General features: G+C 39.8%; 16 protein-coding genes and 5 tRNA genes. All 21 read left to right on the forward strand.

The annotated features are described in order from the left end of the window. Positions 1–130: 130 nt before the first annotated feature. The 21 genes from HB679_RS08345 to HB679_RS08445 all read left to right on the forward strand — a co-directional run bounded on the left by HB679_RS08345 (position 131) and on the right by HB679_RS08445 (position 22,126). Positions 131–203 (forward strand) — tRNA-Thr (locus HB679_RS08345). 81 nt (positions 204–284) lie between these two features. Then, a tRNA-Tyr gene (locus HB679_RS08350) sits at positions 285–365 on the forward strand. A gap of 74 nt (positions 366–439) precedes the next feature. Further along, positions 440–512, forward strand: a tRNA-Gly gene (locus HB679_RS08355). Between the two features lie 117 nt (positions 513–629). After that, positions 630–701 (forward strand) — tRNA-Thr (locus HB679_RS08360). A 61-nt stretch (positions 702–762) separates the two neighbouring features. Beyond that, on the forward strand, positions 763–1,950 hold the full coding sequence (tuf, locus tag HB679_RS08365; protein WP_214071510.1) for an elongation factor Tu: 1,188 nt from the start codon (positions 763–765) through the stop codon (positions 1,948–1,950). 118 nt (positions 1,951–2,068) lie between these two features. Next, positions 2,069–2,139: transfer RNA gene (locus tag HB679_RS08370), tRNA-Trp, on the forward strand. A gap of 20 nt (positions 2,140–2,159) precedes the next feature. Next, a complete protein-coding gene (gene secE / locus HB679_RS08375) occupies positions 2,160–2,354 on the forward strand; it encodes a preprotein translocase subunit SecE (protein WP_214071511.1) in 195 nt (64 codons plus the stop codon). 12 nt (positions 2,355–2,366) lie between these two features. After that, the gene (nusG, locus tag HB679_RS08380; protein ID WP_214071512.1) at positions 2,367–2,909 is read left to right on the forward strand and encodes a transcription termination/antitermination protein NusG; all 543 of its coding nucleotides are present in this window, start codon (positions 2,367–2,369) and stop codon (positions 2,907–2,909) included. Between the two features lie 128 nt (positions 2,910–3,037). Beyond that, positions 3,038–3,478 carry a 50S ribosomal protein L11 gene (gene rplK / locus HB679_RS08385; RefSeq protein WP_214071513.1) on the forward strand — a complete coding sequence of 147 codons (441 nt, stop codon included), beginning with the start codon at positions 3,038–3,040 and terminating at the stop codon, positions 3,476–3,478. Positions 3,479–3,506: 28 nt separating this feature from the next. Continuing rightward, positions 3,507–4,205: a 50S ribosomal protein L1 gene (gene rplA, locus HB679_RS08390; RefSeq protein ID WP_214071514.1), complete on the forward strand. Its 699-nt coding sequence runs from the start codon at positions 3,507–3,509 to the stop codon at positions 4,203–4,205. A gap of 2 nt (positions 4,206–4,207) precedes the next feature. After that, the gene (gene rplJ / locus HB679_RS08395; protein WP_214071515.1) at positions 4,208–4,726 is read left to right on the forward strand and encodes a 50S ribosomal protein L10; all 519 of its coding nucleotides are present in this window, start codon (positions 4,208–4,210) and stop codon (positions 4,724–4,726) included. Positions 4,727–4,787: 61 nt separating this feature from the next. Beyond that, positions 4,788–5,174: a 50S ribosomal protein L7/L12 gene (rplL, locus tag HB679_RS08400; RefSeq protein WP_214071516.1), complete on the forward strand. Its 387-nt coding sequence runs from the start codon at positions 4,788–4,790 to the stop codon at positions 5,172–5,174. A 222-nt stretch (positions 5,175–5,396) separates the two neighbouring features. Continuing rightward, positions 5,397–9,200: a DNA-directed RNA polymerase subunit beta gene (gene rpoB / locus HB679_RS08405; protein ID WP_214071517.1), complete on the forward strand. Its 3,804-nt coding sequence runs from the start codon at positions 5,397–5,399 to the stop codon at positions 9,198–9,200. Positions 9,201–9,282: 82 nt separating this feature from the next. Then, positions 9,283–13,572 (forward strand): DNA-directed RNA polymerase subunit beta', encoded by a 4,290-nt coding sequence (gene rpoC / locus HB679_RS08410; RefSeq protein ID WP_214071518.1) that lies wholly within the window; start codon positions 9,283–9,285, stop codon positions 13,570–13,572. A gap of 68 nt (positions 13,573–13,640) precedes the next feature. Then, positions 13,641–13,952: a DUF3467 domain-containing protein gene (locus tag HB679_RS08415; protein WP_214071519.1), complete on the forward strand. Its 312-nt coding sequence runs from the start codon at positions 13,641–13,643 to the stop codon at positions 13,950–13,952. 45 nt (positions 13,953–13,997) lie between these two features. Then, a complete protein-coding gene (locus HB679_RS08420) occupies positions 13,998–14,954 on the forward strand; it encodes a bifunctional ADP-heptose synthase (protein WP_214071520.1) in 957 nt (318 codons plus the stop codon). Positions 14,955–15,028: 74 nt separating this feature from the next. Continuing rightward, the gene (locus tag HB679_RS08425) at positions 15,029–16,366 is read left to right on the forward strand and encodes an undecaprenyl-phosphate glucose phosphotransferase (protein ID WP_255547562.1); all 1,338 of its coding nucleotides are present in this window, start codon (positions 15,029–15,031) and stop codon (positions 16,364–16,366) included. A gap of 23 nt (positions 16,367–16,389) precedes the next feature. Then, positions 16,390–17,322: a GDP-L-fucose synthase gene (locus HB679_RS08430; RefSeq protein WP_214071522.1), complete on the forward strand. Its 933-nt coding sequence runs from the start codon at positions 16,390–16,392 to the stop codon at positions 17,320–17,322. A 189-nt stretch (positions 17,323–17,511) separates the two neighbouring features. Next, positions 17,512–20,010, forward strand: coding sequence for an SLBB domain-containing protein (locus tag HB679_RS08435; protein WP_214071523.1), 2,499 nt, complete (start codon positions 17,512–17,514; stop codon positions 20,008–20,010). Between the two features lie 17 nt (positions 20,011–20,027). Beyond that, the gene (locus HB679_RS08440) at positions 20,028–21,101 is read left to right on the forward strand and encodes a lipopolysaccharide biosynthesis protein (protein ID WP_214071524.1); all 1,074 of its coding nucleotides are present in this window, start codon (positions 20,028–20,030) and stop codon (positions 21,099–21,101) included. Between the two features lie 2 nt (positions 21,102–21,103). Next, positions 21,104–22,126: an iron-sulfur cluster-binding domain-containing protein gene (locus tag HB679_RS08445; RefSeq protein WP_214071525.1), complete on the forward strand. Its 1,023-nt coding sequence runs from the start codon at positions 21,104–21,106 to the stop codon at positions 22,124–22,126. Positions 22,127–22,134: the final 8 nt, after the last annotated feature.

The following is a 22,134-nucleotide window of genomic DNA, read 5'->3' on the forward strand; positions in this document are numbered from 1 at the left end:
ACGCACTCCTTAAACGAAACGGACGGTTCTTTAAAATAAAAATTATCAAGCCTTGTAAATTAATTTGCATCTTCGCCGATTAATTACTGAAAAGTCTACGTGACCGACAGTGAAATAGGTTCAATAATAAGCCTCCTTAGCTCAGCTGGTAGAGCAACTGACTTGTAATCAGTAGGTCATTGGTTCGATCCCGATAGGAGGCTCTGTTTTAATTTCGAATGTCGAAATTTCGATTTCGGATTTTTTAAATCCGAAGTTTTAAGTCCGATATCCGAAATAAAACTGGGGGGATACCAGAGCGGTCAAATGGGACGGACTGTAAATCCGTTGCTTCGGCTACGAAGGTTCGAATCCTTCTCCCCCCACATAATAATGAGTGATCATTGAGTGAGTTAGTGAATGGATAACATTTGCTAATTCACTTCACTCGTTAAAAAAAGCGGAAGTAGCTCAGTTGGTAGAGCGATAGCCTTCCAAGCTATAGGTCGCGAGTTCGAACCTCGTCTTCCGCTCAAAAAGATGTCGGATTTCGAAATTTCGATTTCGGACTGAAAAGATAGAGAGTCAAAGTGTTTAGTAAGGATGATAAATCCGAAATTGAACATCCGAGATTCGAAATCAAAAAATTAGCCGACGTAGCTCAGGGGTAGAGCACTTCCTTGGTAAGGAAGAGGTCATGGGTTCAAATCCCATTGTTGGCTCAACGTTAAAACGTATTATTAATAAAGCATATAAATTAACCTACAAATAATAAAATAAATCATGGCAAAAGAAAAGTTTGACCGCAGTAAACCGCACTTAAACATCGGTACAATCGGTCACGTTGACCACGGCAAAACAACCCTTACCGCAGCTATCACTAAAGTGTTATCTGATGCAGGTTTATCAGAAGCCCGTTCATTTGAATCAATTGACTCAGCTCCTGAAGAAAAAGAACGTGGTATTACAATCAACACAGCGCACGTTGAGTATTCAACTGCTAACCGTCACTACGCACACGTTGACTGTCCAGGTCACGCGGATTATGTGAAAAACATGGTTACAGGTGCTGCTCAAATGGACGGTGCTATCATCGTAGTTGCTGCAACAGACGGCCCTATGCCACAAACTCGCGAGCACATCCTTTTGGCTCGTCAGGTAGGTGTACCTTCATTAGTTGTATTCATGAATAAAGTGGATATGGTTGATGATCCGGAATTATTAGAATTAGTAGAAATGGAAATCCGTGAGCTCTTATCATTCTATGATTTCCCAGGTGATGATATCCCGGTAATCCAAGGTTCTGCTTTGGGTGGCTTAAATGCTGATCCGAAATGGGTTGGAAAAATTATGGAATTGATGGACGCTGTTGATAGCTACATTCCAATTCCTCCACGTTTAACTGAGCTTCCTTTCTTGATGCCTGTTGAGGACGTATTCTCGATCACTGGTCGTGGTACTGTTGCAACTGGTCGTATCGAGCGTGGTGTTATCAACTCAGGCGAACAAGTAGATATATTAGGTATGGGTGCTGAGAACTTGAAATCAACCGTAACAGGTGTTGAGATGTTCCGCAAGATCCTTGACCGTGGCGAAGCTGGTGATAACGTAGGTTTATTGTTACGTGGTATTGAAAAAACTGATATCCGTCGTGGTATGGTTATTTGCAAACCAGGTTCAGTTAACCCACACACTGATTTCAAAGCAGAAGTTTACGTATTGTCAAAAGCAGAAGGTGGTCGTCACACACCATTCTTTAACAAATACCGTCCGCAATTCTATTTCCGTACAACAGACGTTACAGGTGAAATCACCTTAGCTGAAGGCGTAGAAATGGTTATGCCTGGTGATAACGTTACCATCACTGTAAAGTTGATCAACGCTATCGCAATGGAAAAAGGCTTACGTTTCGCTATCCGTGAAGGTGGCAGAACTGTAGGTGCTGGCCAGGTAACTGAAATTTTAAAATAATTTCAAACCCTTTTAAGGGAATTAAAAACGGTTAATTTTTTTGTAAAGTACCCCGGCTTTTGCCAGGGTACTTTATCAATATTATAAAGTTCCTTCGATATTTCGGGGGTTTTTACACACGGGAATAGTTCAACGGTAGAATAGAGGTCTCCAAAACCTTTGATCAGGGTTCGAATCCTTGTTCCCGTGCATAATAGCAAATAAAGAGAATGGCTAACGTATCTGAATATATTAAAGAGTCTTACATCGAGCTGACCGAGAAAGTAACCTGGCCTACCTGGCGCGAGTTGCAGAGCAGCGCAGTGTTGGTATTGGTAGCGGCAATTATAATTGCCATGGTGATATTTGGTATGGATCAGATCATAGGCTTATTGCTGAATAAATTTTATAGTTCACTAGCTTAATATATAATAAGGATGAGTGATCAGTTAAAATGGTACGTTGTACGTGCAATAAGTGGTAAAGAAAAGAAAGTTAAGCAATACGTAGACGCGGAAATTGCCCGTTTAGGCATAACCCATTTGGTACCTCAGGTTTTAATACCTACCGAAAAGTATTACCAAATGCGCGATGGAAAAAAGATAGCTAAAGAGCGTAACTATTTTCCGGGATATGTATTGATGGAAGCTGTATTAGATGGCGAGTTAGAGCACATTATTAAAAATGTGAACAGCGTTATTGGTTTCCTGGGCGATAAACAAGGTAATGCAATCCCGTTACGTCAAGCTGAAGTTAACCGTATTTTAGGTAAGGTTGACGAAATGAGCGCGCAAGGCGAAACCATGAATGTACCATATTACGTTGGCGAGAACGTTAAAGTAATGGATGGTCCTTTCAACGGATTTAGCGGGGTGATTGAAGAGGTTAACGAAGAGAAAAAGAAATTGAAAGTAATGGTAAAGATATTCGGCCGCCGTACGCCGCTTGAATTGAATTACATGCAAGTAGAAAAAGAGTAATTGTTATTTCGAATATCGGATTTTCGATTTCGGATTTTATATAAACAAAGACATTGGGCGTAACAACCTGATAAAAAATGTTACATAGCTTCCACTTTATAACATTGAATAATTAAATAACAAGCAAAATGGCAAAAGAAGTCGGTGCAATGGTTAAGCTGCAAGTGAAGGGCGGTGCTGCAAATCCATCACCTCCAATTGGACCTGCATTAGGTGCAAAAGGGGTGAACATAATGGAGTTTTGCAAACAGTTCAACGCACGTACCCAGGACAAACCTGGCAAAGTGTTACCTGTAGTTATTACTGTTTATGTTGACAAGTCATTCGATTTTATCATTAAAACACCTCCGGTTGCTATCCAGTTAATGGAAGTATCAGGTTTAAAAGGTGGTTCTGCAGAGCCAAACCGTAAAAAAGTTGCCAATGTAAATTGGGAACAGGTTGAGCAAATTGCTAAAGATAAAATGACTGATTTAAACGCGTTCACAGTAGAATCAGCCATGAAAATGGTAGCAGGTACTGCCCGCAGTATGGGGATAACCGTATCAGGTACGGCACCCTGGAATTAATTAAATTTATACAAATCAGTTTAAGACAGTGGCTAGATTAACAAAAAATCAAAAAGTGGCGCTCTCCAAAATTGAGGCTAATAAATCGTATACATTACAAGATGCAGCATCTTTAGTAAAGGAATTATCCTTAACTAAATTTGATTCATCAGTTGATATAGATGTGCGTTTAGGTGTTGACCCTCGTAAAGCCAATCAAATGGTACGTGGTATTGCAACATTGCCTCATGGAACCGGAAAAACTGTACGTGTTTTAGTTCTTTGTACTCCGGATAAGGAGCAAGAAGCTAAAGATGCAGGTGCAGATTTTGTAGGTTTGGACGACTATATCGCCAAGATTGAAGGTGGATGGACTGATGTTGATATTATCATCACTATGCCAAGTGTGATGGCTAAAGTAGGTAGATTAGGCCGTGTGCTTGGTCCTCGTAACTTAATGCCAAACCCTAAATCAGGAACAGTAACTACCGACGTTGGTAAAGCTGTAACTGAGGTAAAAGGTGGTAAGATCGATTTCAAGGTTGATAAAACCGGTATTATCCATACCTCAATAGGTAAATCATCTTTCCCTGCTGATAAAATTTATGAGAATGCATTAGAAGTATTGCAAATCATCTCTAAATTAAAACCATCATCAGCTAAAGGAACATATTTCAAGAGTATTCATATCTCTTCTACTATGTCTCCGGGGATAACAGTAGAAACAAAATCAGTAGCGGGAATTTAATCATGAATAAAGAAGAAAAACACGACCTTGTTCTTGCCCTCTCTGAACAAATGAAGGAATTTGGTAATTTTTATATTACCGATACTTCAGACCTAACGGTTGCAAAAATCAACAACATCCGTCGTCAATGTTTCGAAAGCGACATTACGATGAAGGTAGCAAAAAATAGCTTGATTAGAAAAGCTATGGAAGTTGCCGGTGGTGATTACACAGAAATGTATGATGTATTAAAAGGTTCATCATCTATTCTTTTCTCAAAGTCAGCAACTGCTCCGGCAAAGCTGATCAAGAAATTAAGAAAACAAGGTGATAAACCAGTTTTAAAAGCAGCTTACATTGATTCTGCAATATTTGTTGGCGATAATCAATTAGATGCATTGATCAAATTGAAATCGAAAGAACAACTAATTGGCGAGATCATTGGATTATTGCAATCACCAGCAAAAAATGTTGTATCTGCACTGCAATCAGGCGGAAACACATTGGCAGGATTAGTAAAAACATTACAAGAAAGAGGTTAATTCAAACACCTTAAAGTTTGAACATTTAAAACAAAGTATTAAAGTAAAAAAACATAATATAATGGCGGATTTAAAAGCATTTGCTGAACAGTTGGTAAACTTGACAGTAAAAGAAGTAAACGAATTAGCTCAGATCTTAAAAGACGAGTACGGTATTGAGCCGGCTGCTGCAGCTGTTGCTGTTGCAGGTCCTGCTGCTGGTGGTGGCGATGACGCTCCTGCTGCTGCAGCTGAGCAAACAGCATTTGATGTTATCCTGAAAGAAGCAGGTGGCTCAAAATTAGCTGTTGTTAAATTAGTAAAAGACTTAACCGGTTTAGGTTTGAAAGAAGCTAAAGATCTTGTTGACGGTGCACCAAAAGAAGTTAAAACTGGTGTAACTAAAGAAGAAGCTCAATCTCTGAAATCTCAATTAGAAGAAGCCGGAGCAGTAGTTGAGGTTAAGTAATTAACCATAATACGTATAGCATCAGACTCCGACCATATTTGGTCGGGGTCTATTGCTGTTTATAAAGGTTTGATAATAGATTTGGGACAGTTGATTTGAGATATGAGATCTTAGGCTGTTAACAAATTGGCGAATATCAGGCGTTAGATGTTAAAATTTATCTCGTATCTCACATCTAATAACTCAGTTCTACAAAAGTTAATTAACTAAAATTAAAACACCTTGGCAAACAAAAAAGCACAAAGAGTAAACTTTGCAACCAGCAGAAAGGTACTTGAATACCCGGATTTTCTGGATGTGCAGTTGCAATCTTTCCAGGAATTTTTTCAATTAGAAACAACTTCAGACAATCGCCACAAAGAGGGCTTGTTTAAAGTGTTTGCCGAAAACTTTCCAATTTCAGATTCAAGAAACATCTTCGTCCTGGAGTTTCTTGATTATTTTATTGATCCGCCACGTTATGATATACGCGAGTGTATTGAGCGCGGGTTAACTTACAGTGTACCGTTAAAAGCAAAACTTCGCCTGTCTTGTAATGATGCAGAGCACGAGGATTTTGAAACAATTGTTCAGGATGTGTATCTGGGAACTATCCCTTACATGACCCCAAAAGGAACATTTGTTATCAACGGTGCAGAGCGTGTAATTGTATCACAGTTACACCGTTCTCCTGGTGTGTTCTTTGGCCAGAGCCGCCACACCAACGGTACTAAATTGTACTCTGCCCGTGTTATCCCCTTCAAGGGTTCATGGATTGAGTTTGCTACAGACGTTAACAACGTAATGTATGCTTACATTGACCGTAAAAAGAAATTCCCGGTAACTACCTTATTACGTGCCATTGGTTATGACTCTGATAAAGACATCTTAGAGTTATTTGAACTGGCCGATGAGGTTAAAGTTAGCAAGTCAGGTCTTAAAAAATTCATCGGCCGTAAATTGGCTGCCAGAGTTTTAAAGAAATGGGTTGAAGACTTTGTGGATGAAGACACCGGTGAAGTAGTTTCTATTGACCGTAACGAAATTATCCTGGAGCGTGAAACCGTGTTGGAAGATGACCATATTGATATGATCATTGACGCCGGTGTTAAAACCATCATCCTGAACAAGGAAGATGCTGCTACCAGTGGTGATTACACTATTATATACAATACCTTACAAAAGGATACTTCAAACTCAGAGAAAGAAGCGGTTGAGCATATCTACCGTCAATTACGTAACGCTGAACCACCTGATGAGGAAACTGCTCGTGGTATCATTGACCGTTTGTTCTTCTCTGACAAACGTTATGACTTGGGTGATGTAGGTAGATACCGCATTAACCGTAAGTTGCAACTGAATACATCAGAAGAGACTAAGGTATTAACTAAACAAGATATCATTGCGATAGTTAAATATCTGATCAAATTAATCAACTCAAAAGCCGAGGTGGATGACATTGATCACTTGTCAAACCGTCGCGTACGTACCGTGGGTGAGCAGTTATATGCTCAGTTTGGTGTTGGTTTAGCACGTATGGCTCGTACCATCCGTGAGCGTATGAACATTCGTGACAACGAGGTGTTCACGCCAACCGACCTGATCAACGCACGTACATTATCATCTGTGATCAACTCGTTCTTCGGAACTAATCAGTTGTCACAATTTATGGATCAAACCAATCCACTGGCAGAGATTACGCACAAGCGTCGTCTGTCAGCCTTAGGCCCCGGTGGTCTGTCGCGTGAGCGTGCAGGTTTCGAGGTTCGTGACGTTCACTATACCCACTACGGTAGGTTGTGTACCATCGAAACTCCGGAAGGACCGAACATTGGTTTGATTTCATCGCTTTGCGTACATGCCAAAATCAACAACTTAGGCTTTATCGAAACACCGTACAAACGTGTTATTAAAGGTATAGTACAAGTTGACGAGCCGGTTATCTATTTATCTGCTGAAGATGAAGACGGTAAAACCATTGGCCAGGCAAATGCGGTTTATGATGATAAAGGTGAGTTTGCTACACCAAAGGTTAAAGCCCGTTTTGAGGGTGACTTCCCGATCATTGAGCCGGAGAGATTGGATTTAATGGACATCGCTCCAAACCAGATCACATCTATCGCAGCTTCATTGATTCCATTCCTGGAGCATGATGATGCTAACCGTGCCTTGATGGGTTCAAACATGCAGCGCCAGGCCGTTCCGCTATTACGCCCTGAAGCGCCAATTGTAGGTACCGGTTTGGAAGGCCGTGTGGCAAAAGATTCACGTACTCTGATCAATGCCGAAGGCAATGGTATAGTTGAGTATGTGGATGCAAACCAAATTGTTATTAAATATGATCGTAATGAGACTGACCGTTTAGTGTCTTTCGAAGGCGATTCTAGAAGCTATATCTTAACTAAATTTAAGAAAACCAACCAAAGCACTACCATCAACCTGAAGCCAATTGTTAAAAAAGGCGAACGCGTTGAAAAAGGACAAGTACTTTGCGAGGGCTATGCAACTCAGGATGGTGAGCTTGCTCTGGGCCGTAACCTTAAAGTGGCATTCATGCCTTGGCAAGGTTATAACTTTGAGGATGCGATCGTAATTTCTGAGCGCGTGGTATCTCAGGATATCTTTACTTCATTACACGTTGAAGAGTTTGAATTAGAAGTACGTGATACCAAACGTGGTGAAGAAGAGTTAACACCTGATATCCCTAACGTTTCTGAAGAAGCTACTAAAGACCTTGACGAAGACGGTATCATCCGTGTTGGTGCTGAGGTTAAAGAAGGCGACATCCTGATTGGTAAGATTACCCCTAAAGGTGAGTCTGACCCTTCACCGGAGGAGAAACTATTACGTGCCATCTTTGGTGACAAAGCAGGCGACGTAAAGGACGCTTCATTGAAAACTCCACCGTCAATTGCCGGTGTGGTAATTGATACCAAATTGTTCTCTCGTGCTAAGAAAACTACTAAGGCAGAAGAAAAAGCACAGATTGAAAAATTAGATACTAAACACGAAAAAGCTATCAAAGATCTTAAGAATACTTTGATCGAGAAGTTATTCGAAATTGTAAATGGCAAAACATCGCAAGGTGTGAGCAACGTTTACAAAGAGCTGTTGGTACCTAAAGGTGTTAAGTTTACCCAAAAAATATTAGCTGAGCTTGCCTACGAAAACATCAACCCAACTAAATGGACAACTGATGATGACAAGAACGACTTGATTAAATTGTTGCTTCATAACTACAACATCAAGGTTAATGAAGAACTAGGCGCTTACCGTCGCGATAAATTTGCGATCAGTGTAGGTGACGAGCTTCCATCAGGTATCGTACAAATGGCTAAAGTTTACATCGCTAAAAAGCGTAAGCTTAAAGTAGGTGATAAAATGGCAGGCCGTCACGGTAACAAAGGTATTGTTGCACGTATTGTACGTGACGAGGATATGCCTTTCTTAGAAGACGGAACTCCGGTTGATATTGTGTTGAACCCACTGGGTGTACCTTCACGTATGAACTTGGGCCAGATCTATGAAACTGTATTAGGATGGGCTGGTAAAGAGCTGGGCATTAAATTCGCTACGCCGATTTTTGATGGTGCAAGCCATGAAGAAGTAGAAGAGTGGGTTAAGAAAGCCGGCATACCTGAATCAGGCCGTACCTACTTATACAATGGCTTGACCGGCGACCGTTTTGACCAGCAAACCACTGTAGGTATTATCTACATGTTGAAACTGGGCCACATGGTTGACGATAAGATGCACGCACGTTCAATTGGGCCATACTCATTAATTACACAACAACCATTGGGTGGTAAAGCTCAGTTTGGTGGTCAGCGTTTTGGTGAGATGGAGGTTTGGGCACTGGAAGCATTCGGTGCAGCAAATATCCTGCAAGAGATTTTGACTGTTAAGTCGGATGACGTTGTAGGCCGTGCTAAAACTTATGAGGCTATTGTTAAAGGTGAAAACCTGCCTACACCATCAGTTCCGGAATCATTCAATGTATTGGTTCATGAGCTTAGAGGTTTAGGTTTGGATATCACGTTAGACTAATTTGTGAATCAGTGAATGAGCGGATACAACTTGTATTGCTCATTCACCACTCACTCATTCACGCATTAAAAAGAAGGAGACTATGTCTTACAAAAAGGATAATAAAATCAAAAGTAATTTTACTACTATCACCATTAGCCTGGCTTCGCCAGAGGCTATCCTTGAGCGTTCAAGCGGTGAAGTTTTAAAACCAGAAACCATTAACTACAGGACCTATAAACCTGAACGTGATGGTTTATTTTGCGAGCGTATTTTTGGTCCGGTGAAAGATTACGAGTGCCATTGCGGTAAATACAAACGTATCCGTTACAAGGGTATTGTGTGCGACCGTTGCGGTGTTGAAGTAACCGAGAAAAAGGTACGTCGTGAGCGTATGGGTCACATCAATTTGGTGGTGCCTGTTGCTCATATCTGGTATTTCCGTTCGTTACCTAACAAAATTGGTTACTTACTGGGCCTGCCAACCAAGAAATTGGATCTGATCATATATTATGAAAGATATGTAGTTATTCAGCCTGGTGTTAAGGAATCTGATGGTATCAATACTATGGATTTCCTGACTGAAGAAGAATACCTGGATATCCTGGATACTTTGCCGAAAGAAAATCAATATCTTGATGATAAAGATCCACAGAAATTCGTTGCCAAAATGGGCGCCGAAGCTCTGGAGGAATTATTAAGACGTATTAACCTGGATCAGCTATCTTATGATCTGCGCCACCAGGCAGCTACAGAAACCTCACAACAACGTAAAAACGAAGCGTTAAAACGCTTACAGGTTGTTGAAGCTTTCCGTGGAGCAAAAACACGTATTGAAAATAACCCTGAGTGGATGATCGTTAAGATCGTTCCGGTTATCCCGCCAGAATTGCGTCCGTTAGTACCACTGGAAGGTGGCCGTTTCGCAACGTCTGACTTAAATGACCTTTACCGTCGTGTAATTATCCGTAATAACCGTTTAAAACGTTTGATCGAGATTAAAGCACCAGAGGTGATTTTGCGTAACGAAAAACGTATGTTGCAGGAAGCTGTAGATTCGTTATTTGATAACTCACGTAAAGTTAACGCGGTAAAAACTGAAGGTAACCGTGCTTTGAAATCACTTTCAGACATTCTGAAAGGTAAACAAGGCCGTTTCCGTCAAAACTTATTAGGTAAACGTGTGGATTACTCTGCCCGTTCTGTAATTGTTGTAGGTCCTAACCTTAAATTACACGAGTGCGGTTTGCCAAAAGATATGGCTGCCGAGCTGTTTAAACCATTTATCATTCGCAAAATGATTGAGCGTGGTGTGGTTAAAACGGTAAAATCAGCTAAGAAAATTGTTGATCGTAAAGACCCATTGGTTTGGGATATCTTAGAAAACGTATTGAAAGGCCACCCGGTATTATTAAACCGTGCACCTACGCTACACAGATTGGGTATACAATCATTCCAGCCAAAACTGGTTGAAGGTAAAGCAATCCAATTGCACCCATTAACTTGTACAGCATTCAACGCGGATTTTGACGGTGACCAGATGGCGGTACACGTACCTCTGGGTAACGCGGCAATTTTAGAGGCACAAGTATTAATGCTTGCTTCTCACAACATTTTGAACCCTGCTAACGGTACGCCTATTACTGTACCATCTCAAGACATGGTGCTTGGTTTGTACTACATAACCAAAGGCCGTAAAACTGATGAAGGCAGAGTTGTAAAAGGAGAAGGCTTAACTTTCTACTCATCTGAAGAGGTTATCATAGCTTATAACGAGCGTAAACTCGACTTGCACGCATTCATTAAAGTTAAAACTAACATTAAAGAGCGCGATGGCGTTATAGTAAACAAGATAATTGATACCACTGTTGGTCGTGTTTTATTTAATGAACATGTACCGGTAGAGGTAGGTTATATTAACGAGCTGTTAACCAAAAAATCATTACGTGATATTATTGGCGAGGTAGTGAAAATTACCGGTATGGCACGTGCAGCCCAGTTCCTGGATGATATCAAGGAATTAGGATTTAAAATGGCGTTCCAGGGTGGTTTATCGTTTAACTTGAAGGATATTAATATCCCTGCTGAAAAAGTTACGCTTATTGCACAAGCTTCTAAACAAGTAGAAGAAGTAATGGGTAACTACAACATGGGTTTCATTACCAACAACGAGCGTTACAATCAGATCATCGATATCTGGACCCGTATCAACAACCGCTTAACCGCGAATGTGATGGACATTTTGAGTAACGATAACCAAGGATTTAACTCAGTTTACATGATGTTGGATTCTGGTGCTCGTGGTTCAAAAGAACAAATTCGTCAGCTTGCAGGTATGCGTGGTTTGATGGCTAAGCCTCAAAAATCAGGTTCTGGTGGCGAGATCATTGAAAACCCTATTCTTTCAAACTTTAAAGAAGGTTTGTCAGTATTAGAGTACTTTATCTCAACTCACGGTGCTCGTAAAGGTTTGGCGGATACGGCGTTGAAAACAGCTGATGCTGGTTACCTGACTCGTCGTTTACATGACGTTGCGCAGGATATGATTGTTGGTGTGGTTGATTGCGGTACTTTAAGAGGTATTTACACTACTGCGTTGAAAGACAACGAAGACATTGTTGAGCCACTTTATGACCGTATCCTTGGCCGTACTTCATTACATGATGTGTTTGATCCTATCACTAACGAGTTGTTAGCCGAAGCAGGTCATGACATTACTGAAGAAGTTGCTAAGAAAATTGAAAACTCGCCTTTAGAGGGTATAGAAATACGTTCAGTATTAACTTGCGAAAGCAAACGTGGCGTATGTGCATTATGCTACGGCCGTAACCTGGCTAGTGGCAAACGTGTTCAAAAAGGTGAAGCTGTGGGTGTAATTGCAGCACAGTCAATCGGTGAGCCGGGTACACAGTTAACATTACGTACTTTCCACGTGGGTGGTACCGCGTCAAACATCGCGGCCGAATCACAGATCAACGCTAAATTTGATGGTATCATTGAGTTTGAAAACGTACGTACGGTTTCTTACCAAACTGCCGAAGATGGTGCTGTTGATGTAGTATTAGGTCGTTCTGGCGAGTTCCGTATTATTGAAGAAGGCAGCAATAAAATTATTGTTACCAACAACATTCCTTACGGTTCATACCTGTATGTTAAAGACGGTTCTAAAATTTCAAAAGGCGATCGTATTTGTTCATGGGATCCGTACAATGCGGTTATTATATCTGAGTTTGCGGGTGTAACGCAGTTTGAAGCGGTATTAGAAGGTATAACCTTCCGCGAAGAATCTGACGAGCAAACCGGTCACCGTGAAAAAGTAATCATTGATACCAGGGATAAAACTAAAAACCCTTCTATCCAGGTTACAGATAACAAAGGCAACTTAATTAAAGGATATAACATCCCTGTAGGTGCGCACATTGCAGTTGATGAAGGCGAGAAATTACAAACCGGACAAATCATTGCAAAAATACCTCGTTCTACAGGTAAAACTCGGGATATTACCGGTGGTTTACCACGTGTAACAGAGTTATTTGAAGCGCGTAACCCATCAAACCCTGCGGTAGTAACTGAGATTGATGGTGTGGTAACCTTAGGTGGTGTTAAACGTGGTAATCGTGAGATCACTATTGAATCAAAAGACGGCCAAATTAAAAAATACCTGGTTCCATTGTCTAAACACATCCTTGTACAGGATAATGACTTTGTGAAAGCTGGTATGCCATTATCTGATGGTTCAATATCTCCTGCTGATATCCTGGCCATTAAAGGCCCTGCAGCGGTACAAGAATACCTGGTTAACGGTATTCAAGAGGTTTACCGTTTACAAGGTGTGAAAATCAATGATAAGCACTTCGAAGTAATCGTTCACCAAATGATGCAAAAAGTGGCTATCGAAGATGCTGGTGATACTCGTTTCTTAGAAAAAGAAGCTGTTGACAGCTGGGATTTCATGATGGAAAACGACGATATCTTTGATAAGAAAGTTGTTACTGAACCAGGCGACTCAGCTAATCTTAAACCAGGTCAGATTATATCTCTTAGAAAGTTAAGAGACGAAAACTCGATCTTGAAACGTAAAGATTTGAAACTGGTTGAAGTGCGCGATGCTATCGCAGCTACTTCAAGCCCTATGCTGCAAGGTATTACCCGTGCATCATTAGGTACTAAATCGTTTATCTCGGCAGCATCCTTCCAGGAAACCACCAAAGTACTTAACGAGGCGGCAATTGCAGGTAAGAGAGATACCATGCTTGGCTTGAAAGAGAACGTTATTGTTGGTCACCTAATTCCATCAGGAACCGGTTTACGCGAATACGAAAATATCCGTGTGGGTTCTCAGGAAGAGTTTGATCGCTTAATGGCATCAAAAGCTGAAGAAGTAGAAGCTTAGATTTTAAGCAAATAATAATAATAAGCAAAGCCTTCTGCAAAACAGAAGGCTTTTGCTATTTTTACGCTATGGAAGAACAAAACGCAAACCAATTAAATATTGAACTTTCTGAGGAAGTAGCCGAAGGTATTTATTCAAACCTTGCTATTATAACTCACTCAAATCAAGAATTTGTACTTGATTTTGTTAGAATTATGCCTGGTACACCTAAAGCCAAAGTAAAATCGCGCATCATTATTACGCCCGAACATGCCAAACGTTTGTTAATTGCGCTCGAAGATAATATTGAAAAATATGAAGCGATAAATGGCCGCATTAAAACGTCGCCGGAGCCATCAGGCTTTCCGATGAATTTTGGCGGAACAATGGGGCAGGCTTAATATTTGATATAAACCATATATTCTTGTCGTAGTTAAGAAAAAAATATGCCAGCGTTTAACTTTCCTGATCCAAAAAGAGTAAAAATAGCGGTAATGGGCGATATTATGATCGATCATTATATTAATGGTTCATGCGATAGGATATCACCAGAAGCGCCAGTACAGATAGTGGATGTTAAAAGCGATACCTATACGCTGGGTGGTGCAGGTAATGTACTGGAAAATCTGCATGCTTTTGGCTGCACAGGTTCCATCATAAGTATAACAGGTGACGATGATTATCGTACAATCGTTGAGACCGAATTGGAGGCTATAAACCCCGGATTTATTTATCTGGCAAGAGATACTAAACGACGCACTACTGTAAAAAGCAGAGTGGTAGTAAATAAACACCAGCTGATCCGGCTGGACAAAGAGGATAAATTTTATTGCGATGACGCTATTGCAAATGAGTTGTTTAACTATCTTCGGATAAATATTAATAATATTGATGTATTGATATTATCTGATTATTGCAAAGGCGTTTTAAGTGATAAGTTGGTAAAAAATACTATTGAGTTATGTAATGAGCATCATATTATAACATTAGTTGACTCAAAAAATAAAGACTTATCAAAATATCGCGGTGCAACAGTAATTAAACCTAATAAAAAAGAAGCAGCGCTTGCTTCTGGCATAGCAATAGTTGATAATGAAAGCTTAGAAGCGGCTTGTAAAAAAATAGCGCAGACCACAGCTTGCGAAACAGTAGTGGTTACGTTATCAGAGGATGGTATAGCTGCTTACAATAACAATATATTAACCAAGAAACCTACCAAAGCTATTGACGTTTATGACGTAACAGGTGCAGGTGACACAGTAGTGGCCGCTTTAGCTTTTGCACTGGCTCACAAATTATCAATAACGCAGGCCTGTGATTTTGCCAATAGTGCAGCAGCTATAGTAGTAGCTAAATTTGGAAGCGCTGTAGCTACGTTAAGTGAAATAAACGACTTAAACTGAGCTTATACAGATAAAAAATGAGTTATAGATACGCTGCATTTTTTAAGACAATCAATTTAACTATTGATTATCTCATGCTTAATATAAGCATGTTTATATCTTATTTGCTTATTGATAGTCCGGAAACATGGAGGGCAGATAATAAGTATTTATTAATTATTTTGCTTTTTAACTTGCTATGGCTTCTCTCAACTAATCTTACGGGAGTTTATGAGAGCGTGTTGAATAAAGATTCGTTGATCACGTACCGCGACTTTCTTAAGGCATATCTGCTTTTTATTTTTTTATTGTCGTTTTTCATTATAGTAATTGGTATACAATCATACCTGGTTACCCGGCTATATTTACTTTACTCGGTTGTGCTGTTTGGGTTTCTGGTAGGGGTATGGAAAGTTGTTTTCTTAACGATAAGAAAGACAAACCGAAGTATACTTTTAGATTCGCGTGCTATTGTTATTGTCGGGTCAGGTCGCATAGCCATGGATATTTTTCAATATTTCGAAAATCATAAAAACAGCGGTTATAAAGTAATAGGCTTTTTTGACGACAAGGCATCCCGCATAGCAGAGATAGGTTTGTATTTAGGCAGTGTATCTGACGTGATTAGTTTTACCTTAGAAAATGATGTCCATGAAATATTTTGCGCTTTGCCAACGTCGCAGTCTGAACAAATAGAAGACCTGATGATTGAAGCCGACAAACATTTGATAAGATTCAAGATCATCCCGGAGTACATCAAATCAAAAAAATTAATGCAGGTTCAAAACTATGATCATATACCTGTAATATCAGTTAGGCCTGAGCCGCTGGAAAACTTGCTTAATCGTACAATCAAACGAGCATTTGACATGGCGTTTTCTTTATTTGTAATTGTATTTGTAATAAGCTGGCTGTTCCCAATACTAGCTATCATCATAAAATTACAATCAAAGGGGCCTGTGTTTTTTACGCAAACGCGTTCAGGCAAGGACAATGTGCCGTTTAAATGTTTCAAATTTAGAAGCATGCGCATTAATTCAGACTCTGAAAGCAAGCAAGCAACACGATCAGACTCTCGTATTACACCTATCGGTGCATTTATACGTAAAACCAGTTTGGATGAGTTTCCGCAGTTTTTTAACGTTTTGATAGGCAATATGTCTGTGGTTGGGCCGAGGCCGCACATGGTTAGCCACACCGAGCGATATTCTCAACTAATTGACCAGTTTATGGTTCGTCATTTCTTAAAGCCAGGTATTACAGGCTGGGCGCAGATAAACGGTTTTAGAGGCGAAACTAAAACTACCGATGATATGCTGCAAAGAGTGGAAGCAGATGTATGGTACCTGGAGAACTGGTCGTTCTTACTGGACCTTAAGGTTATCTTCCTTACATTTTGGAACGTGATAAAAGGCGAAGAAAACGCATTTTAATTGAGCAGAATAAATATATAATAATGGATAAAAACTCCAAAATATACATTGCAGGCCACAGAGGAATGGTTGGTTCTGCCATATACAGAAAACTTGAAAACGAAGGTTTTACAAACCTGCTTACCCGCACGTCGGCCCAATTAGATTTGCGTAATCAACAACAGGTTGCCGATTTTTTCGCACAGGAGAAGCCCGATTACGTTTTTTTGGCAGCAGCCAAAGTAGGCGGAATTGTAGCTAATAATACTTATCGTGCTGATTTTTTGTACGATAATCTGCAAATTCAAAACAATGTTATCCATTCATCATACCTTAATGGTGTAACTAAACTGATGTTTTTAGGTTCGAGTTGTATTTATCCTAAAATGGCGCCACAGCCCCTTAAGGAAGACTATTTATTAACCGGGCCACTTGAAGAAACTAACGAACCCTACGCAATAGCTAAAATTGCTGGCATAAAAATGTGCGATGCTTATCGCGCTCAATATGGTTGTAATTATATTTCTGTTATGCCTACTAATTTATATGGCTATAATGATAACTACCATCCACAAAACTCGCATGTTTTGCCTGCTTTAATCAGAAGATTTCATGAAGCAAAAGAACAGGGAGCACCGGTAGTAACCATATGGGGTAGCGGCACGCCTAAACGGGAGTTTTTATTTGCAGACGATTTAGCCGCTGCCTGTTATTACCTTATGCAAAATTACGATGAATCAGGGCTGGTAAACGTCGGAACTGGTGAAGACCTCTCGATTAATGATCTTGCATTGCTTGTAAAAAAGATATTAGGTTATGAGGGCGGTATACAATTTGATACCTCTAAACCAGAAGGAACACCCCGTAAATTAATGGACGTTAGTAAATTGCATAACAGAGGTTGGCAGCATACCATAGGGCTTGAAGAGGGCATCAAATTAGCTTATCAAGACTTTTTAAAAAATAATATTAAATAGTAACAAAATATTATTTAGACCAAACTTTAACCATTAGCATTTGTTCTTGGAAGACAATTTAGCCGATCATTTAAGTTTAATAATGACTTTTTCGTCAGGCTTGAATGATTAAAATTGCTTATAATTGTACCTGTTATTTATTCAATAAAACTATCAGAGATTATTGAAATTAGTGCTTCACAATAAAACATGAATAAATTAAAAATATGTTTGACGTTGCTGAGCGTTATAGTATGCATCTTAGCATATAATCCTGCATCAGCGCAAACATTACCTCAAAACCTGTCCAATTTTAATGTCGATAATTACTCTGACGATCAAATCCGTCAGCTTCTGCAAAGTGCCCAGTCACAGGGTCTTACAGACAGTCAATTAATTCAAATGGCTGAAAGCAGGAATCTTCCTGCCAGTGAAGCGCAGCGGTTACAAGTCAAGATTGATGAAATACGGAAAAAGGACGGCACTACTGCAAGCTATAGTGGTACTTCAGACACCTCATCTAACCTAAACAAGGCGCGCAAGCAAATCCAAAGCGGCGACACGTTGCCAGATCAAAACCGGACAGATATTTTTAGCAACCTTCAACCTAAAATATTTGGTGCCAGTTTGTTTAGAAATGCCAGGGCTAATAGTTTTCAGCCAAATTTAAAACTAGCGACCCCCGTAAATTATATTGTCGGGCCAGATGATAAGCTGATAATAAATGTATATGGCAACTCGGTGGCTAATTGGGCGTTGACGGTCTCGCCAGAAGGAAATATTAACATACCCGGCGTTGGTGTTTTAAACGTAGCGGGTAAAACTATTGAACAAGCCACCGCATCAATAAAAAGCAGATTAGCTACCAACAAATATGCCATTGGCAATGGTACCAATGTACAGGTTAGTTTAGGTGATATAAGAAGTATAAGCGTACGTGTACAGGGTGAGTTGGTTAGGCCTGGCACTTATACGCTGTCGTCATTATCAACAGCGTTTGAAGCGCTTTATGCTGCCGGTGGTCCAAATGATATTGGGTCTTTCCGTAAAATCGAGATCATTAGAGATAATAAGGTAATCAGAAAGCTTGATTTATATGACTATCTGGTTCATGGTAACCACAAGGACGATATTGTTTTGCGTGATCAGGATGAAATTCATGTGCCACCATATCTGATGCACGTTGAGCTGCGTGGCGAAGTAAAGGTGCCGGCTGTTTTTGAACCGCTACCTAATGAAAAGTTACAGGATATTATTGATTATGCCGGCGGATTTACCGATCAAGCCTATACAGCGCATATCAAAGTTATTCAAACCAGCGACAGGCAGAAACGTATAGCTGATATCTTTGAAAAAGATTATGCTACTTACGCGCCACGTCGTGGTGATATCTATACGGTTGACCGTATTCTTAATCGTTTTGAGAACCGTGTAGTTATTAATGGTGCGGTTTTTAGACCAGGAGAATTTGAATTACAACAAGGGTTAACAGTTTCGCAATTGATAAAAAATGCGGGTGGATTAAAAGAAGACGCCTTTACTGGCCGCGGAAGCATTGTTAGGCTCAATTCAGATAATACTACACAGCAACTATCATTTAATGTACAAGACGCCTTATCCAACCCGTCTGATGACATAACCCTGCAAAGAGAAGATAGTGTTACCATTACTTCAGTATTTGATTTGCATGACAAATACAAAGTAACCATTAAAGGGCAAGTAAGAAAACCGGGTGATTTTAGCTATGCCGACAGCATGAAAGTTGCTGACCTGATTGTAAAAGCAGGCGGTTTTGCCGAAGGTGCCAGCGCCAAGCGGATCGAAGTATCGCGCCGTGTTTTTGACAGTGATCCAAGCCAAAAAAACAGCCGTGTTGCACAGGTGTTTAGTATTAATGTAGATGCAAATCTGAAGTTCGAAAATATCAACTTCTCGCTTAAGCCTTTCGACATTGTGTCTATTTACAGCCTGCCGGGTTATGAAACACAGAAAGTAGTAAAAGTAGAAGGGGAGGTTATTTTTCCGGGTTATTATACGATCGAGAAAAAGAACGAAAAGATATCTGACCTGGTGAGGCGCGCTGGTGGTTTAACCCAATCAGCTGACGTGGAGGGCGGTAGTTTGAAAAGGGATAATGCAGCCGTATTAGGCGTAGATAAAACTAAATTAGATACACTTGCTTTAAATAGAGAACGTAACGAACGCCTAAGGCGGCTACAACGTAATTATAAAGATACTACAGGCGTGTCAATCGATACTGCCCAATTCAGAAATAACTACGTCGGCATAGATCTGAAAAAGATTTTAGCTCACCCGGCGGGAGGCGAAGATTTGATTCTGGAGAATGGCGATGTATTGAGAATCCCGAAAGAACAACAAACAGTTAGAGTAAATGGCGAGGTATTATATCCAAGTGCTGTGGTATATCAGCAGTCAAAAAGTTTTCGGGGATATGTGTTAAATGCTGGTGGATTTTCGCCAAATGCGTTAAAACGCGGTGCGTATGTTGTTTATCCTAACGGTACGGTGAAAGGAACCACCAAATTTCTTTTCTTTAATAATCATCCACGGGTTAAGCCGGGCAGTGAAATCTATGTACCCGAAAAGCCGCCGAGAAAAGGAGATTCTGCACAAATTATTTTAGGCTACACAACAGGTTTAGCATCTTTAGGCGCTATAATATTGGGTATTTTAAGTCTAAAAAAATAAATAAATTTTTTCTTTCAATGACCAATAGCACTGATAAAAACACAAATAATGATGCTGACGAAGTCTCAATAAAAGACATGTTTCTCAAACTTGGCCGTTGGCGAAGCTATATTTTTGCAAAATGGAAAGTGGTACTGTTAGCATGTTTATTGGGCGGGATTATTGGAGTAACTTATGGTCTTATTAGTAAACCTATTTATAAGGCAGAGCTGAGTTTTGCTTTACAAGACGAAAAATCGGGCGGTAGTTTAAGTGGCGCTTTGGGCTTGGCAAGTCAATTTGGTATTGATGTAGGCGGTAGTGGCGGCGGTGATGAATTTTCTGGCGATAACTTGTTACAGTTGATGCGTTCAAGGTCAATGGTTGAGCGAACGTTGTTAACAACCGTTACAATAAATGGAAAACAAGAAACTCTTGCTGAGCTTTATATGGATTTCAATGGCCTTAGCGAGAACGATTTCAAGAACGTCCATTTTCCTCCTAATGCTGATAGGTCGAAATTTACTTTGAAGCAAGATAGTATTTTAGGTGTCTTTCATCGTGACATTATTAAAAGAAATCTATTGGTTGACAAGGTCGACAAAAAATTAAGTATAATTTCAGTCGTAGTCAATTCAAAAAACGAACTATTTTCCAAGTTGTTTACTGAAGTACTAGCTAAAGTAGTTTCTGATTTTTACATCAAGACCAAAACAGAAAAGGAAGTAAAAAATGTAGCCGTGTTGCAACGCCAGACAGACTCGGTAAGAGCTGCTTTGAACTACGCTATATCAGGAGTAGCCTCATCGGTAGATGCGGCACCTAACGCTAACCCATTTATGCAGACTTTACGCGTTCCATCGCAAAAACGGCAGGTAGACGTACAAGCTAATACAGCTATTTTAAGTGAACTAGTTAAAAATCTGGAGCTGGCAAAAATGTCCCTATTACATGAAACGCCGTTAATACAAACTATTGACACTCCAATTTTACCCTTAGAACGAGAAAAAGTCGGCACCTTAAAAGGTCTTATTGTAGGCGTAATTGTGGGGCTGTTTTTATCTGTCTTTTTATTATCTGTGAACAAACTTTACAAAACAATTATCTCATAGCCGTGATAACTTACACTTTAAAAATTGTTCAGATTGTACGAGAAACCGAGGATACATCCACGATTTTTTTTAAGCAGCCGGGCTTAAAAAAAATCAAATACCTGGCTGGTCAATATATCACGGTAGTAGTTAATGTAAATGGGCGGAAATATAAAAGGCCATATTCATTATCATCATCTCCTCGTATAGATAGCACGATAAATATTACGGTAAAAAAATTATTGCATGGTGTTGTATCAAATCATTTGGTTGATGTGGTGAAAGAAGGTGATATGCTGGAAGTAATTGAGCCTATGGGCAACTTTCTGTATGATGTTGATATGCATCATAACAAAGCTGTTTTTTTATGGGGTGCCGGTAGTGGCATAACTCCATTGATGTCGATTTTGAAAACAGCTTTGGTAAATAATTCCCAACAGATTAATCTTTTTTATTGCAATAAAACAACCCAACACACCATTTTTTTTAATCAGTTACAGCAACTTCAACAAAATAATAAACAAAAATTAGGGTTGAACTTTTTCTACACTGAAGAGCAGATAGCTCAAGCCAATTTTGGGCGCATCAATGCCTATGATGTGGAGAAAGCGCTTAGTGGTTTAGATGTTGCTAACACCCTGCATTATATATGTGGTCCCAACGGATTAAAAGAAACAGTTAAGACAGCCTTGTTGGAGAATGGAGTACAGTTGACACAGATATTTTTTGAAGATTTTGAGCATATAATCAATGAAGTTGAGCTAAAAGATGTACAAACACGTTTTGTAACACTAATCAACAACAGTAATAAAAACAGTATTGAAGTGATCCGTGGTAAAAGCATTCTGGAAGCAGCACTTGATACGCGGCTTGATTTACCTTATTCATGTCAAACTGGTACGTGTACTTTATGTAAAGCTACACTTGTATCGGGCGAAGTGAAGAAAATAGGTAATGAGAAGATGGATCATGAATTATCAGAAAATGAGCGATTGTTGTGCTGCAGCTATCCCCTAACAAACAATATTATATTTGAAATTAATTAATAAGTTGT

This window comes from Mucilaginibacter sp. dw_454, assembly GCF_018449775.1.
Taxonomy (GTDB): Bacteria; Bacteroidota; Bacteroidia; order Sphingobacteriales; family Sphingobacteriaceae; genus Mucilaginibacter.